Genomic DNA, 13,736 nt, shown 5'->3' on the forward strand with positions numbered 1-13,736 from the left:
CACATGATGCCCGCCGACCGGAGTCGGCGGGCATCATGCGTAGAGGGTCGATCCGCTTCACGTCAGAGTTTGACGACAACCGTCTTGGTGGCGGTGAAGGCGTCGAGGGCCTCGTACCCTTTCTCACGCCCGTATCCGGACTTCTTGAAGCCGCCGAAGGGAAGTTCGACACCACCACCTGCGCCGTAGGTGTTGATGTACACCTGACCTGCCTCGATGTCCGCGGCCATCCGGTGCGCCCGAGAAAGGTCGGCGGTCCACACCGAGCCGAGCAGCGCATACTCGGTGCCGTTCGCCAGTGCGACCGCCTCCTCTTCTGCGGCGAAGGAGTTGACCACGAGAACGGGCCCGAAGATTTCCTCCTGTGCGATCGGTGAGCCCGGATCCACGTTGTCGATGAGGGTCGGCGCGAAGTAGGCGCCGCCGGCGAGCGATTCGTCCTCAGGGACGATGCCCCCGCACACGATTTCACCCTTGGTGAGATCGTCGACCATGGATTTGACCCGGCCCTGCTGCTTGGCCGACACCAGCGGACCGAGTTCTTTGTCGTCGACACCGGCTCCGATGGTCACGTGGGAGAAGTGTTCGGCGACCCGATCGACCATTTCGGCATGGACGGACTCGTGAACGAGCAGACGCGAACCTGCGGAGCAGGTTTGCCCGGCGTTCTGCAGGATTGCCTTCGCCACTGCCGTGGACGCTGCGTCCAGGTCGGCGTCCGGGAAGACGATCTGCGCGGACTTACCCCCGAGCTCGAGTACCACGGGAACGACACGGTCGGCGGCCGCACGCGCGATCACCGCGCCGATCCGGGTCGACCCGACGAACCCGATGTGGTCTACACCGGTATGCGTGGACAGTGCCGCACCGGTTTCGGCGCCGATCCCGGTGACGACGTTGAACACACCGGGCGGTAAGCCCGCCTCGATAGCCAGCTGCGCGAACGCCACCGCGGTGCGGGGTGTTTCGTCCGCAGGTTTGGCCACCGAGCAGTTGCCGGTCGCAATGGCGGGTGCCACCGCGCGCGCGAGGAGCTGCATCGGGTAGTTCCAGGCCACGATGTGGGCGGTGACCCCGAACGGCTCACGCCGGGTGTACACATGCAGGTCGGCCGAGAGCGGAATCGACTGACCGTAGTAGGTGTCGATCGCGTGCCCGTAGAAGCTGAAGTAGCGTGCCGACACGTCGACGTCGTTGCGCGCCTGGCTGAGAGGTTTGCCCGAATCCTCGCTCTCCATCCGTGCAAGGTGTTCCTTGTCGCGCAGGATCAGGTGTGCGATACGGGTGAGGATGTTTGCACGATCCTCGGGCTTGGTGCGCCGCCACGACCTGTTCGCCGCGCGGGCCGCGGACACCGCGGAATCGACCTGCTGCGCCGTGGCACGTGCGACGGTGCCCAGGGAACGGCCCGTGGACGGGTCGATGTTCTCGTACCACTCGGGGGAATCGACAGATTCTCCATTGATGAACGACCGTGTGATCGCCATGATCGTGGTTCCTTCCCAATCAGGTTGCGGCGTCGGCATCCGACGAGAACATCGCCCGACGCTCGTGCAGGAAGTCGTGCGGATAGCCGAGCCGCACACGTGTGGCCGCGTCGAGCCGCTCCATATGTGAGTCGTCCAGATGGACACTCAGTGCGCCGAGATTGTCGTGGATCTGGGTCACGGTACGTGCGCCGATCGACGGCATCAGCCCCTGGCGCAGCACCCAGGCCAGCGCTACGCGCGCGGAGGTGGTTCCGAGTTCTTCGGCGATTTCGACGGCAGCGTTCACACCCCGTTGGTGAGACGGAGACAGCCGTTCCATACCACCGGGAAGCTTCCCGGCCAGTATCCCGCGTGCGAGCGGACTCCACGCGTAGACAGCCAGGCCGTGTGCCCTTGCCATGGGCAGGAGCTCTCGGTCCGGAGTCCTTGCGGCGAGCGAGTATTCGACCTGCATGCCGCAAAACGCGGACCAGCCCCTCAACTCGGCAATGGCGGCCGATCGGGAGACGACCCAGGCGGGCGTGTTGCTCACGCCGATCGCGAGGACCTTGCCGGATCGCACCAGGTCGTCGAGTGCACGCAATGTCTCTTCGACGGGAGTGCACTGGTCCCACGCATGTACCCACAACAAGTCCACATAGTCGGTGTCCAGCCGTCGCAGGCTCGTCTCGACGCTGCGACGCAGGCTCTTGCGGTGGCTGCCGCCCGAGTTCGGATCGTCCTTGTGGGTCGGCAGCGTGAATTTGGTACTCAGGACGACAGAATCGCGCTCGCCCGCTACCAGTCGCCCGACAATCGACTCGCTCGCGCCTTCGGTGTAGTTGTTGGCCGTGTCGACCACGTTGCCGCCCGCGTCGCGGAAGGCACTGTAGATTTGCCGCGACGTCTTCTCATCCGCACCGAACCCCCACTCCGTCCCGAATGTCATTGCACCCAGGCAGAGCTCGCTGACGCGGAGGCCGGACGAGCCCAGCACACGCATCCCCATTCCCCTCCTGTGATCCGAGTCAGGCATCGTCGTCCACCACCCAGTTCACAAATCGATGGAGGGGATACATACCGTCGTGAGGGCTGCCCATGCTGCCGGTGAGTGCGCTGCCCAGTTTCACGACACGCTGCACGCCCGCCGTGGCGAGATGATCGCGCACCTCGGCCTTCCGGTGTGTCGGGTAGATGCCGACCGTCTGCGTCGCCACCGTCGCGAAGGCGGCGGCGTCGCCTATCGACGCGACCGGCACGACGTTGACCGTCTTGTTCGTCGGGTGGAAGTCGACCGGCTCGGGCGAGCGCACAACCAGGCCGCTACCGTCGTAACCTCCCCAGACCCGATAGTCGGGTTCGAGGAAGCGCATTCCCTCCACCTCCTCACGAATGTCGCTGGGAGTCTTCGGCCCGGTTGCCTCCGCGAAGTCCCGGTTGACACCGAGTCGTGCGGTGAGCGCGGCACAGAACCGGTCGACCTGCCCGATGTCACCCTCGACCGCGATGTGCCGAGCGGCGACGCACGCGTCCTGGTTGAAGATCGTGGCGTCGGCTGCGGCGAGTTCGGCCACCTGCTGCAGGGTGTCCTCCGATGCGAACGCCTCCCTGCCGACGATGGACATCGACACCTTGGGGTCGAACGAGATCAACTGGAATCCCGGCCCTGCGTACTTCGCGGCGTTCTCGATCGCAGAGCCGCCACCCCAGGCCACCAGCTTGTCGAAGTACTGGGATCGGTACAGGACGTTCTCGACCTGCGCGTCGCCGCCGCGCCAGTAGACGGCCGACATCGACCGGAGTATCGGGTGATCGTGCTCGATGTCCGACATGGTTCGAAGTACGGCAACCGTGGTGAAGGGATCAGCAGAGGGCATCTTGAAGACGTTCACCGCCTTGACAAGTGCTGCGTCAGCGATGGAGGTCATGGCTGCGCTCGGCGAGTTTCCTGCGAGCATGTGGACGAGCCGGGGTGGGAAGGCGCGAATTCGGCTCACCCTTCCGTTCGGATCGGTGCGCTCGACCCATCCGTCGAGTAGATTCCGGTCACCGAACGTGCGGTCGAGCCGGTACTCGAGCGCCTCCCTCGTCAGGAACTGCCCGGGCCTGGCGAACGTATTCTCGATGATTCGCCGCGGCAGCGCGCTGACCTGCAGGGTCATCTCGAGCGACTCCTGCAGATATTCGTTCGTTTCGAGCGTGAGATGTTTCGCGGTCTCGACGAGAAAATCGATGATCTCCGAGACTGGAACGTCGAATGCCGGGCCCTGCTGGGTGCGCGGAACGAACAGTTCGTCGAGCTTCAGGCGCGGCGTGGCAAAGGGCACGCCGAAGTCGCGGGAGAGATATTCGGTGTCGTCACCCCAGATCAGCTTGCCGCGCACGAAGTGGGGTACACGGATCTTGGACGTACTCGGGGTGAGAGTGGTTGTCGTCGTCATGGTTTCGTCCTCAGTCCTCGATGAATCCACGGACGTAAGCATCCGTGGTGCCGGCACAGGTGATCTTGTCGTCGTCGACGAGATCCGTGTACCGAGTGATGTCGGGGGCGATCGAGGGCCCCGATCGGCCGCAGGCGCACGCGCCGAGGTCGACGCTGATCTTGTCGCCGGTGATCGTCCCGCCCCAGCGCCCGTCGACGGTCGTGTCGAAGAATGCGGCACGACCCTCGACCTGTCCGTCCGATTCCGGTGCCGGCGCCTCGCCGTTCTTGTCGAGTACGAAGAGTACGAGCCCGGAGGGCACGTGGTAGCGCTCGGCGGAACAGCGGGGAAGACGGAGATTCAGCTCCTGCATGGAGTAGTAGTGGAAAAACCTGCTCGGTGCGATATTCAGCATCCGGTAGATCTGCGCTTGATAGTCGGCGGGCAAGGAGTGGCCCTTCAATCCGCCGCCCACCGTCAGCGCATTCTCGCCGGTGATGTCTCCGTCTTTCGCTCCGAGTTCGCGCAGTATCTCCGTGAGCCGAAACAGGCTTGCGAACTGGGAGCTGAAGAAGATTCGCTCCGAACGATGTTCGAGTATCTGCTCTGCCCAGTAGTGCAGGCGCCGCTCGTTCTCCGCCTGCCGCTTCGCGGCCTCTGCCTCGTGCGCCGCGAGCTCGTCCGGTGTGGCGGTCCCGTCGGCCATCGCCTTGCGCACCGCGGACAGGCGCGCCATGTAGGCGTGGTGCCCGGCAGCGGGGGGCGCTGCCGGAAAGGGCGGGATGCCGTCCGGCCGGCCGTAGGAGCCGACGAGCAGGTCACGTATCGCTTTGTGTCCGCTGAGCCCGGTCTCCGGACCGACAGGAATGAAATGCCACGTGCGTTCCGGCGGTAGACCGAGATCGGTCAGGCCGTCGAGCATGTTCTGCAGCGACACTTCCCGGTCACGCGGAGACTTGTTCAGGAAGGAACTCTTCCCGCTGGTGCCGCTCGAACTCGACACCAGATGTCCGGCAGCTTCCAACCTGTCGATCAGGCCGTCGACGTCCGCGACGCCGGACAGGTCGACGTCGGTGACCCGGTGGGTCGAGAGAGAATCGAGCCAGCGAGTGAGCTGCCTCCACTTGCCCTTCGCGATCAACGATTCGGGGTAGCTCTTGTAGGCGGTATGCGGGAAGAGCAGGGGAATCATGTCCTCACGGGACGCGATTCTCTCGATTCCCTCCGCATCGGCCCGCTGCGCGAGAAAGGGCACCTGCCGGCGCCGCTCCTGAAAAAGCGCATCCAGTGTCTCGATGACATTCCGCTGTTTCGTCGTTCCTGACATTGTGCCTCCGGCCTCGTATGCGCAAATAACTTTACCCACGGTCAAGTTTCGCTAACTTTACCCACGGTATAGTTATTTTGTCCACAGCAGTCCCGGACTCGGCTGGCAGACTTACCGGCATGACGTCGCCGAAGTCCCGCTCTCGTACAGACGACTCCACGCCTCACCGCGGCGGCCGTCCCACCCGGGAGCAAGCCATGCGGATCGATCGAAGCGTCCGCGAAAGCGCGCTCGAGCTCTTCCTCCAGTACGGCTACGAGGGCACGTCGATGAATGCGATCGCCGAGGCGGCCGGCACCACCAAACCGTCCCTGTACGCCCGCTTCCCCACCAAGGAGGCAGTCTTCCGCTCGGTACTCGAATGGGCGATACAACGCACCGACTGGCCGGTTCCCGAACCACCCGCGCCGAGCCTCGACGACTTGGAGGAGGCCTTGACCGCGATCGCGTCCGCCGCGCTGAGTCGGGCGCTCGAACCCTCGATGATCAGGCTCGAACAGATCGCTGTTGCCCATGCTTCGCACTACCCGGAGCTCGCCCGCCGGACTTTCGGGACCGGATTCTGGCCGCGCAAGCAGCTCGTGGTCGACCTACTCAACCGGCACGCGGCAGACGGCTCGATCGTGGCCGAAGACCCCGACCTGCTCGCGGAACACTTCCTCGGGATGGCCTCGGTCGCGCCGGCGCGCCTCGCGTCCTTCGGCATCGTGCACGACCCTGAGGAGCGGGCACGCCACACCCGTTCGGCGGTGCAGCTCTTTCTTCGCAGCCTGCGGCGCGTCGACGACGAACGGACGTGACCCGGAAAGCAACGGCCGGTCGGCGCATTACCGCCCGGCTGCTCCGGCTCTCAGGCAGAACACGGTGATGCGATCGATGTCGGTCGCGGTCGGCTGAACCCGCCGCCAGAGGTAGTCCGACAACGTGCCGATCATCGCGTGCGCTGCAAGGGAGGCATCGAATTCGGGCGCCTCGCTTCCCAACTGCTTGAACGGTTCGTGCAGCAAACCGGCCAGCGGATCACTGGCCGACCGCAGGCCCGACGCCGCGTCCTCGCCGAGACTGCCGGCGTTCCACAGGACGGCGCGCGTGGTTTCCGCGACCTCACCGGCGGCCTGGGAGATCACACCCTCGACCCAGCGGCGAACCTTTACCTCAGGCGTGGACTCCTTGCCCATCTGGTGCGCAACGTAATTCCGCAACCGCTCCGTTCCGTCCTCGAACAGCGCAGCCACCAGCGCATCCTTCGACCGAAAATGACGATAGAACGCCTCGTTCGACAGGCCGGCCGCAGCGACAATGTCCGCGACCCGCGGGCGGGAGGTCGTTCCGCACGCCCGCATCACCTCGAGCGCGGCGTCGAGCAACCCACGGATTTCCATGGCATAGATCGCGCCGCGTTTGGCCAACGCGCGCTGAGCAATACGGTTCGCAAGATCCTCCATCGCGTCAGTGCGCTTCGGCTGGGCCGCGCGAAAGCCGCTCGGGGCGGGCCCAGCACCGCTGAAGCCCTGGCTGCGCCACACGACTCACCAATTCGATCCGAAGGCCCGTCGTCGCGCTGCGATGGAAAGTGAAGAACGGCTGCCCGTCGGAACCCACCCGGGTCGCCTCGGTCACGAAACCGCAGCGTACAAGTTTTCCAGCGTCCGCCGCGACGTCGTCGGACCAGTAGCCGGCGTGGTGAATGCCCGGCGCTTGTTCCCACAGAGTTCCGGGGACGCTTCGCACCACTTCGATGCGAGGTGTGGTGACGGAGTATGCGCAGCTGAGATCGACGACGGTGTCACCGTCCGGCACAGTCACCGCGATCGGACCACCTACTTCGTCGCCCCACTCGTACCCGAACAGGGCGCCGAGCTCCATCCGGGTCGCTTCCGGGTCGTCGGTGACGATGCCGAGATGAAAGAGGTCCTCAGCCTTCATCGGCCCCGCCTCGCCCAACTCCGCACGGCTTCAAGAAGAGAACTCTGCAAAATAAGAATTGCATTTATGTTCACGAGAACGATATTCTCATGCTGACGAAGGAGGCGCAATGGCATGGGATTTCGAGACGGACGCTGAGTACCAAGCGAAACTGGACTGGGCGGATACGTTTGTACGCGAGGAGGTCGAGCCACTCGATCACATCTGGGAACACCAACAGTTCGTTCCCCTCGACGGGGCCCGACGCAAGGCGATCGACCCGCTGAAAGACCAGGTTCGGAAACAAGGCCTTTGGGCCACCCACCTCGGACCCGAACTCGGCGGCCAGGGATACGGAGCGCTGCGGTTGGCGCTCTTGAACGAAATCCTCGGCCGATCTTCGTGGGCACCGATCGTGTTCGGGTGCCAAGCGCCGGACACTGGCAACGCCGAGATCATCGCCCATTACGGCACCGAAGCACAGAAAGAGCGCTACCTGCAGCCGCTACTCAACGGCGAGTTGTTCTCCACGTATTCGATGACCGAGCCCCAGGCGGGCGCCGACCCAGCCCAGTTCACCACGCGAGCGGTCAAGGATGGTGACCATTGGGTCATCGACGGCTGGAAGTATTTTTCGTCCAACGCCAGAACCGCATCCTTCCTGATCGTCATGGCCGTCACGAACCCCGACGTCAGCGTCTACAAGGGCATGTCGATGTTTCTGGTCCCGGCGGATACGCCCGGAATCGACATCGTCCGCAACGTCGGCCTGTATGGGGAGGCCATGAACGACGGTACCCACGCCCTCATTCACTACGACGGTGTCCGCGTTCCCGAAGAGGCAATGCTCGGTGGAGAAGGTCAGGCTTTCGCCGTCGCTCAGGCCCGCCTCGGTGGCGGCAGGATCCACCACGCCATGCGGACGATCGGTCTGGCACAGAAGGCGCTCGACATGATGTGCGAGCGCGCCCTCAGCCGCGAGACCTCAGGTAGCCGCCTCGCCGAGAAGCAATTCGTCCAGGGCTATATCGCCGACTCCTACGCCCAGCTGGCCCAGTTCCGGCTCTTCGTGTTGCATACGGCCTGGAAAATCGACAAGTACAACGACTACAAAAAGGTTCGAAAAGACATCGCCACCGCCAAGGTCATCATGCCGACTGTTCTGCACGACATTGCCTGGCGCGCAATGCAAGTACACGGTGCGCTGGGCGTGACCAACGAGCTGCCGCTGTTCCAGATGATTCACGGCGCCGCTGTCATGGGCCTCGCGGACGGCCCCACCGAGGTGCACAAGACCACAGTGGCCAAACAGGTACTTCGCGATTATAAGCCCAACGACGACCTCTGGCCCACGGAATGGATCCCGAAGAAGCAAGAAGCCGCCAAGGCGAAGTTCGCCGACTACCTCGAACTGGAAGTAGGGAATCTGTGATCGACTTTCAACGCCTGTCGGACTGGATGGACGGTCAGGGACTCGGCAAGGGGGCCCCGCTCGAACACCGATACCTTTCCGGCGGAACACAGAACGACATCTACGAACTGACCCGCGAAGACCTCCGCTGCGTGATCCGGATACCACCGCCCGAGGCGCCGGCGAACCGCGACAAGGGGATCTTGCGGGAGTGGCAGATCATCCAGGCACTCGAGGGCACCGACGTGCCACACACCGAGGCCATCGCGGTATGCGAAGACGCATCGGTCCTCGGCCGGCCGTTCTACCTGATGGGATTCGTCGACGGTTGGTCACCGATGGAGAACAGGAACTGGACCACCCCCTTCGACACCGACCTCGTGGCCCGCGCCGGACTCGGCTACCAATTGGCCGAAGGCATCGCCCTCCTGTCGGCGGTCGATTGGAAGTCCAGGGGTCTCCAAGACCTGGGCAGGCCCGAAGGCTTCCACGAACGTCAGGTCGACCGCTGGACCGGCCTCTTCGCGAAGATCAAGGCGCGCGAGCTCGACGGTTTCGAAGTGGCCACTGACTGGCTGCGCAACCACAAGCCGCTCGATTTCATCCCCGGCATCATGCACGGCGACTATCAGTTCGCGAACGTCATGTTCCATCACGGTGCACCGGCGAAACTGGCCGCGATCGTCGACTGGGAAATGGGCACGGTCGGAGACCCCAAGCTCGACCTGGCTTGGATGCTCGAGGGCTGGCCCGCGGACACCAGCACCCCGGAAGCTGCCACCTGCAGCTACGTCAACCTGCAGGGGATGCCGTCAATGGATCAGCTGGCAGGACACTATTCCGACGTCTCGGGACGCCAGGTCGACGATCTCGACTATTACCGGATCCTTGCCAAATGGAAGTTGGCGATCATCCTCGAACAGGGATACCAGCGTGCGGGCGACAACGAGAAGCTCCTCGCCTTCGGGCCTATCGTCGTCCAGTCCATGATTGCGGCCGCCGAGCTCGCCGAAACGACGGAGTACAAGTTATGACCGACATCGCAGAACTCGTACAGGAACGCCACGGCGCCATTTTGGTACTTCGCCTCAACCGGCCGGAGGCACGGAACGCACTCACCGGCACGCTGATGCGTGACCTCGGCACCATCGTCGTGGAGGCCGAAGCGGATCCGGACATTCGCGCCATCGTCCTCACCGGTGCGGGCGACCGCGCATTCTGTTCAGGGATGGATCTGCGATCCTTCGCGGAAGAAGGCGAGGGCGGCTTCAGCTCCGAGGGCTACGCACGATTGGCTTCGGGGCAACTGACCCTCCCGGTTATCGGTGCGGCAAACGGCACCGCCATCGGCGGCGGACTCGAGCTGCTGCTCGGGGCCGATGTCATCGTCGCTTCGTCGACCGCTAAATTTGGCTTCCCGGAGGTCAAACGGGGTTTGTTCCCCGGTGGCGGCGGAACGACCATCGGGACGAGACTCCCGTTGCACGCCGCGCTGGAGATGACGCTCACGGGCGACTTCATCACCGCAGACCGTGGCTACCAGCTCGGTTTGATCAATGCCGTGGTCGAAGCTGATGCTGTGTTGGACACCGCCCTGGGATTCGCCGAGCGAATCGCCGCTAATGCACCCCTCGGACTCGCTGCCTGCAAGGAACTCGTCCGCCTCTCGGTCTCCGATGCGGACAGGGCCGCGGAACGACTCACCGACTGGCAGTCCATCGTATTCACCAGCGCAGACGCCAAAGAGGGCGCCGCGGCGTTCATCGAGAAGCGCGCACCGATCTGGCAGGGACGGTGATCTGACAGTGCGTGCCGCAGTCTGTTCCTCGTACGGGCCCCCCGAGGCTGTCACAGTTGAAACGCTTCCCTCACCTCTCTTGGAACCGGGTCAGGTGCGGATCAAGATCGGAGCCGCAGCCGTCAACTTCTCAGATGTGCTACTGATTGCCGGCAAGTACCAAGTCAGTGTCCCACCACCGTTCACACCCGGGAGTGAGTTCGCAGGCGTCGTCGAGGAAGTGGCCGAAGGAGTCAGCGCAGTCTCAGTGGGCGACCGGGTCACCGGAACCGGGTTTGTCGGTGCCTTCGCCGAGGAGATCGTCGTGGCCTCCGACAAACTCACCCTCAAGCGGATCCCGGACGGCATCGATGCACGCGTCGCCGCTGCCTTCGGCGTCGCACACCGCACGGCCTATCACACACTTCGCTCGGTGGCCCGCGTGCGGCCCGGGGACGAGCTGATCGTTCTCGGAGCGGGCGGCGGAGTCGGCATCGCCGCTGTTCAACTCGGTATCGCACTCGGTGCGTCCGTCACCGCGGTCGCGTCGAGCACCGACAAGCTCGTCGTCGCCGCTTCATATGGAGCCGGCCACCTCATCGATCACCGATCCGGGGATCTGCGCACCCGGCTGAAGGAGGCACTTCCCCAGGGCGCAGACGTCGTGGTGGACCCGGTGGGAGGCGACCTCTCCGAGCCTGCACTCCGCGCGCTACGCCCGGGCGGCCGCTTCGTTACGGTCGGCTACGCCTCCGGCGTCATCCCGTCCATTCCGCTCAATCTGGTGCTGGTCAAAGGCATTCACATTTCCGGATTCCAGTTCAAGGACATCCCAGCCGACGAATTTCATCGTAACGAACAGGAACTGACCGACCTGCTACTCGAGAATCGTGCAGTCCCCCACATCGGCGCGTCGTATCCGCTCGAGGACACGGCCGACGCTCTCCGGCTCGTCGCCGACGGCAACGCCATCGGTAAGGTACTCATCGACTGCGAATCGTAGTGCGGTGTTACTCCTCCGACGCAGCCGGAGGAGTAACACTTATGACCACGAACCCCGACGGTCAAGCTATGTCGGATATCGACCACGACGGCCAGTTGAGTAGCTCGTTGTGGCGGAAGGTCTCCGTGGCACCGATCGAATCGACCGAAACGGCAGCCGCCGCGAGGGCATGGGCCTTGAAAGCTCTGGCAGCCATACTCAGCCGGTGGCTGCCGGAGCCGAATCTCCCATCGAGATCGTCTGGGAACGTATCGCCGAGCAGCATCACCTCGGTTTCGCCCTTGTCCAAGTTGTCGAGCACACCCCGCCGCACGCGGGAGTCGGTTTGGTACAGATCTGCCGACACTGCGATCACCTGTGGGCAGGGACCGTGAGGACCCGCGAGCGCCGATTCCAGGTCGAGTGTGATCGCTCCGAGAATCTGGAGTGGCCGCGCGTCCGAGTGGTCTGCGACGATGACCGAGACGTCCCACCCTGCCATCGTCTGGTCGAACAGCCACCCTCCAGCGAGTCGCACTACGTCGACCACGTTCGGTGCGACAACGGCAACCCGGTACCTCAGGCTTCGCTGTCGGGCGCGAGCTGTCGAGTCAGCGATCGTGCATACTCCCTGAATACGTCGGTCACGGGGATCGAAGGGTCGAGTAGCCATGAGGTCTCCATTCCTCTGAGAAACGCCATAATCTCTACGGCCTTGAGTGCCGGGTCTACGTCGGTTCGGTATCGGCCGGCGCGTTGACCACGCCGGATGCCTTCTGCCACGGCCTCGACAGAGGCCCTGGCTCTGCCGAGGAGGCGGTCGTGCAGCGGCGCGTTGGAATCGAGGTTTTCGATCTGGAGGGCGGCGAACATGCCGAGCAGCTCGGGTGAGCGCTGGAATCGCTCAGCGACCCGCTCGATCTGCTCGATGAGATCACCCGAGCGGTCTGCGTGAGCGTCGTCGTCGGCATCGCGGGCGTCGAGCACCGCGTGCAACAGCTGCTCCTTCGACTCGAAGTGATGCAGCAGTCCAGCAGGGCTGACCCCGACCTCCTTCGCGATCTGAGCCAACGTCGTGTTGCGCCAGCCGTTTCGCGCCAACAGCCGCTGAGCGGCCGTGACGATCAATTGCCGTCGATCCTCACCCTTCGCCAGAAGCGTGTCATACGGCCGTGGTTCCGACACCGGACTCCTTCGTTGGACCAACCTACTGAACACACAGTAGGTCAGTTCGTCCGGTGTGACAAGGATCTCTTTTGTTGTTACGCGCGGCTACAGTCACATCCGGTCGTCACAGTCCTAGAGACTTGGCGATGATTACCTTCATCACCTCGCTCGTCCCCGCGTAGATTCGGGCGACGCGCGCATCCGTGTAGAGGCGGGCTATCGGGTATTCGGTCATGAAGCCGTAGCCGCCGAACAGTTGCAGGCACCGATCGACGACACGCGCTTGCATCTCGGTGCAGAACAACTTGACCCTCGCAGCGTCGGCACCGGACAACTCCGCGTCCACGAGATCGAGCACCGCCCGGTCGATCATCGACTGTGCTGCCTCGACCTCGGCGGACATGGCTGCCAGCTCGAACTTGGTGTTCTGGAACGACGCGACGGGCGTGCCGAACGCCTTACGTTCCTTGACGTACTCGATCGTCGTCATCACTGCCGCCCGCGCCTGGGCGACCGACCCGACCGCGACTGTCATTCGCTCCTGCGGCAGATTCCGGCCGAGGTAACCGAAGGCGGCACCCTCCTCGCCCAGCCGGTTGGCCACCGGAACGCGGACGTCATCGAACGACAGCTCGACGGTGTCCTGCACCTTGCAGCCCATCTTGTCGAGAATTCGACCGCGCGTGAACCCGGGCATGCCGTCCTCCACGACCAGCAGGGTCAGTCCCGCGCGCCGATTGTCCGGATCGGTCGACGTCCGAGCGACGACGATCACGAGGTCTGCGAGCAATCCCCCCGTGATGAACGTCTTGGCACCGTTGACGACATACTCGTCGCCGTCCCGCACTGCGGTGGTGCGAACCCCCGCGAGGTCGGAGCCCGTACCGGGTTCGGTCATCGCGATGGCCGTCAGCAGCGTGCCTGCCGCCAGACCGGGAAACCAGCGGCTCTTCTGCGCGTCGTCGGCATAGGCGAGAAAGTACGGAAGGATGACGTCGAGTTGGGTGCGGACCGTGCTCAACGTGACCAGTGCGCGGGCCGCCTCCTCCTGCAGGATGACGTTGTAGCGGTAGTCGGGCAGCCCCGCTCCCCCGAACTCCTCGGGGATGGCGGTACCAAGCAATCCCAGGGATCCGAGCTGCTCGAAGACCGCACGTGGCATCCGCCCTGCCTTCTCCCAGATCGGATAGTCGGGGACCACTCGCTTCTCGATGAAGTCGCGGGCCAGTTTTCGGAAAGCTTCGTGGTCTGCGGTGAAAACGTCTCTGCGCATGT

General features: G+C 64.0%; 14 protein-coding genes. 5 read left to right on the plus strand and 9 right to left on the minus strand.

Features of this window, described 5'->3' with window-relative positions:
- Positions 1 to 62: 62 nt before the first annotated feature.
- From L1080_RS20510 to L1080_RS20525, 4 genes are read right to left on the minus strand one after another with little or no spacing between them, the layout of a single operon-like run.
- Positions 63 to 1,487 (minus strand): aldehyde dehydrogenase family protein, encoded by a 1,425-nt coding sequence (locus tag L1080_RS20510; RefSeq protein WP_250770922.1) that lies wholly within the window; start codon positions 1,485 to 1,487, stop codon positions 63 to 65.
- Between the two features lie 19 nt (positions 1,488 to 1,506).
- Complete coding sequence (locus L1080_RS20515; protein ID WP_250770925.1) at positions 1,507 to 2,478, minus strand: aldo/keto reductase; 972 nt, start codon at positions 2,476 to 2,478, stop codon at positions 1,507 to 1,509.
- A gap of 19 nt (positions 2,479 to 2,497) precedes the next feature.
- A complete protein-coding gene (locus L1080_RS20520) occupies positions 2,498 to 3,910 on the minus strand; it encodes an acyl-CoA reductase (RefSeq protein WP_250770928.1) in 1,413 nt (470 codons plus the stop codon).
- Between the two features lie 10 nt (positions 3,911 to 3,920).
- Positions 3,921 to 5,219: a hypothetical protein gene (locus L1080_RS20525; RefSeq protein ID WP_250770931.1), complete on the minus strand. Its 1,299-nt coding sequence runs from the start codon at positions 5,217 to 5,219 to the stop codon at positions 3,921 to 3,923.
- Positions 5,220 to 5,416: 197 nt separating this feature from the next.
- Here L1080_RS20525 and L1080_RS20530 point away from each other — a divergent pair, with 197 nt between their 5' ends.
- Positions 5,417 to 6,019: a TetR/AcrR family transcriptional regulator gene (locus L1080_RS20530; protein ID WP_250770957.1), complete on the plus strand. Its 603-nt coding sequence runs from the start codon at positions 5,417 to 5,419 to the stop codon at positions 6,017 to 6,019.
- Positions 6,020 to 6,046: 27 nt separating this feature from the next.
- On the opposite strand, the gene L1080_RS20535 is transcribed toward L1080_RS20530, so the two are convergent.
- Both L1080_RS20535 and L1080_RS20540 read right to left on the minus strand, forming a co-directional pair.
- Positions 6,047 to 6,745 carry a TetR/AcrR family transcriptional regulator gene (locus L1080_RS20535; protein WP_250770958.1) on the minus strand — a complete coding sequence of 233 codons (699 nt, stop codon included), beginning with the start codon at positions 6,743 to 6,745 and terminating at the stop codon, positions 6,047 to 6,049.
- The gene (locus L1080_RS20540) at positions 6,669 to 7,145 is read right to left on the minus strand and encodes a VOC family protein (protein WP_159919405.1); all 477 of its coding nucleotides are present in this window, start codon (positions 7,143 to 7,145) and stop codon (positions 6,669 to 6,671) included. Before L1080_RS20540 ends, L1080_RS20535 begins: the two co-directional genes overlap by 77 nt.
- Positions 7,146 to 7,254: 109 nt before the next feature.
- On the opposite strand from L1080_RS20540, the gene L1080_RS20545 reads away from it, so the two are divergent.
- The 4 genes from L1080_RS20545 to L1080_RS20560 are packed head-to-tail and all read left to right on the plus strand — an operon-like array spanning position 7,255 to position 11,315.
- Positions 7,255 to 8,556 carry an acyl-CoA dehydrogenase family protein gene (locus tag L1080_RS20545; RefSeq protein ID WP_159919403.1) on the plus strand — a complete coding sequence of 434 codons (1,302 nt, stop codon included), beginning with the start codon at positions 7,255 to 7,257 and terminating at the stop codon, positions 8,554 to 8,556.
- Complete coding sequence (locus tag L1080_RS20550; protein ID WP_250770961.1) at positions 8,553 to 9,569, plus strand: phosphotransferase family protein; 1,017 nt, start codon at positions 8,553 to 8,555, stop codon at positions 9,567 to 9,569. Before L1080_RS20545 ends, L1080_RS20550 begins: the two co-directional genes overlap by 4 nt.
- A complete protein-coding gene (locus L1080_RS20555; protein ID WP_109327009.1) occupies positions 9,566 to 10,333 on the plus strand; it encodes an enoyl-CoA hydratase-related protein in 768 nt (255 codons plus the stop codon). The genes L1080_RS20550 and L1080_RS20555 overlap by 4 nt, the downstream gene beginning before the upstream one ends.
- Positions 10,334 to 10,340: 7 nt before the next feature.
- Entirely contained in the window at positions 10,341 to 11,315 is a 975-nt protein-coding gene (locus L1080_RS20560) for an NADPH:quinone oxidoreductase family protein (protein ID WP_250770964.1), read from the plus strand.
- 61 nt (positions 11,316 to 11,376) lie between these two features.
- Here L1080_RS20560 and L1080_RS20565 read toward each other — a convergent pair whose 3' ends face one another.
- The 3 genes from L1080_RS20565 to L1080_RS20575 all read right to left on the minus strand — a co-directional run bounded on the left by L1080_RS20565 (position 11,377) and on the right by L1080_RS20575 (position 13,734).
- The gene (locus L1080_RS20565; RefSeq protein ID WP_159926897.1) at positions 11,377 to 11,877 is read right to left on the minus strand and encodes a hypothetical protein; all 501 of its coding nucleotides are present in this window, start codon (positions 11,875 to 11,877) and stop codon (positions 11,377 to 11,379) included.
- The gene (locus L1080_RS20570) at positions 11,874 to 12,479 is read right to left on the minus strand and encodes a TetR/AcrR family transcriptional regulator (protein WP_159919397.1); all 606 of its coding nucleotides are present in this window, start codon (positions 12,477 to 12,479) and stop codon (positions 11,874 to 11,876) included. The genes L1080_RS20565 and L1080_RS20570 overlap by 4 nt, the downstream gene beginning before the upstream one ends.
- A gap of 106 nt (positions 12,480 to 12,585) precedes the next feature.
- A complete protein-coding gene (locus tag L1080_RS20575; RefSeq protein WP_109327006.1) occupies positions 12,586 to 13,734 on the minus strand; it encodes an acyl-CoA dehydrogenase family protein in 1,149 nt (382 codons plus the stop codon).
- Between the last annotated feature and the right edge of the window lie 2 nt (positions 13,735 to 13,736).

This window comes from Rhodococcus sp. MSC1_016 (assembly GCF_023667485.2).
GTDB lineage: Bacteria > Actinomycetota > Actinomycetes > Mycobacteriales > Mycobacteriaceae > Rhodococcus_F > Rhodococcus_F oxybenzonivorans.

Bases quoted from the DNA above. Each gene is read 5' to 3' on its own strand.
- L1080_RS20530 (WP_250770957.1), top strand. From the start codon at position 5,417: ATGCGGATCGATCGAAGCGTCCGCGAAAGCGCGCTCGAGCTCTTCCTC.
- L1080_RS20520 (WP_250770928.1), bottom strand. From the start codon at position 3,910: ATGACGACGACAACCACTCTCACCCCGAGTACGTCCAAGATCCGTGTA.
- L1080_RS20540 (WP_159919405.1), bottom strand. From the start codon at position 7,145: ATGAAGGCTGAGGACCTCTTTCATCTCGGCATCGTCACCGACGACCCG.
- L1080_RS20525 (WP_250770931.1), bottom strand. From the start codon at position 5,219: ATGTCAGGAACGACGAAACAGCGGAATGTCATCGAGACACTGGATGCG.
- L1080_RS20575 (WP_109327006.1), bottom strand. From the start codon at position 13,734: ATGCGCAGAGACGTTTTCACCGCAGACCACGAAGCTTTCCGAAAACTG.
- L1080_RS20510 (WP_250770922.1), bottom strand. From the start codon at position 1,487: ATGGCGATCACACGGTCGTTCATCAATGGAGAATCTGTCGATTCCCCC.
- L1080_RS20545 (WP_159919403.1), top strand. From the start codon at position 7,255: ATGGCATGGGATTTCGAGACGGACGCTGAGTACCAAGCGAAACTGGAC.
- L1080_RS20515 (WP_250770925.1), bottom strand. From the start codon at position 2,478: ATGGGGATGCGTGTGCTGGGCTCGTCCGGCCTCCGCGTCAGCGAGCTC.
- L1080_RS20555 (WP_109327009.1), top strand. From the start codon at position 9,566: ATGACCGACATCGCAGAACTCGTACAGGAACGCCACGGCGCCATTTTG.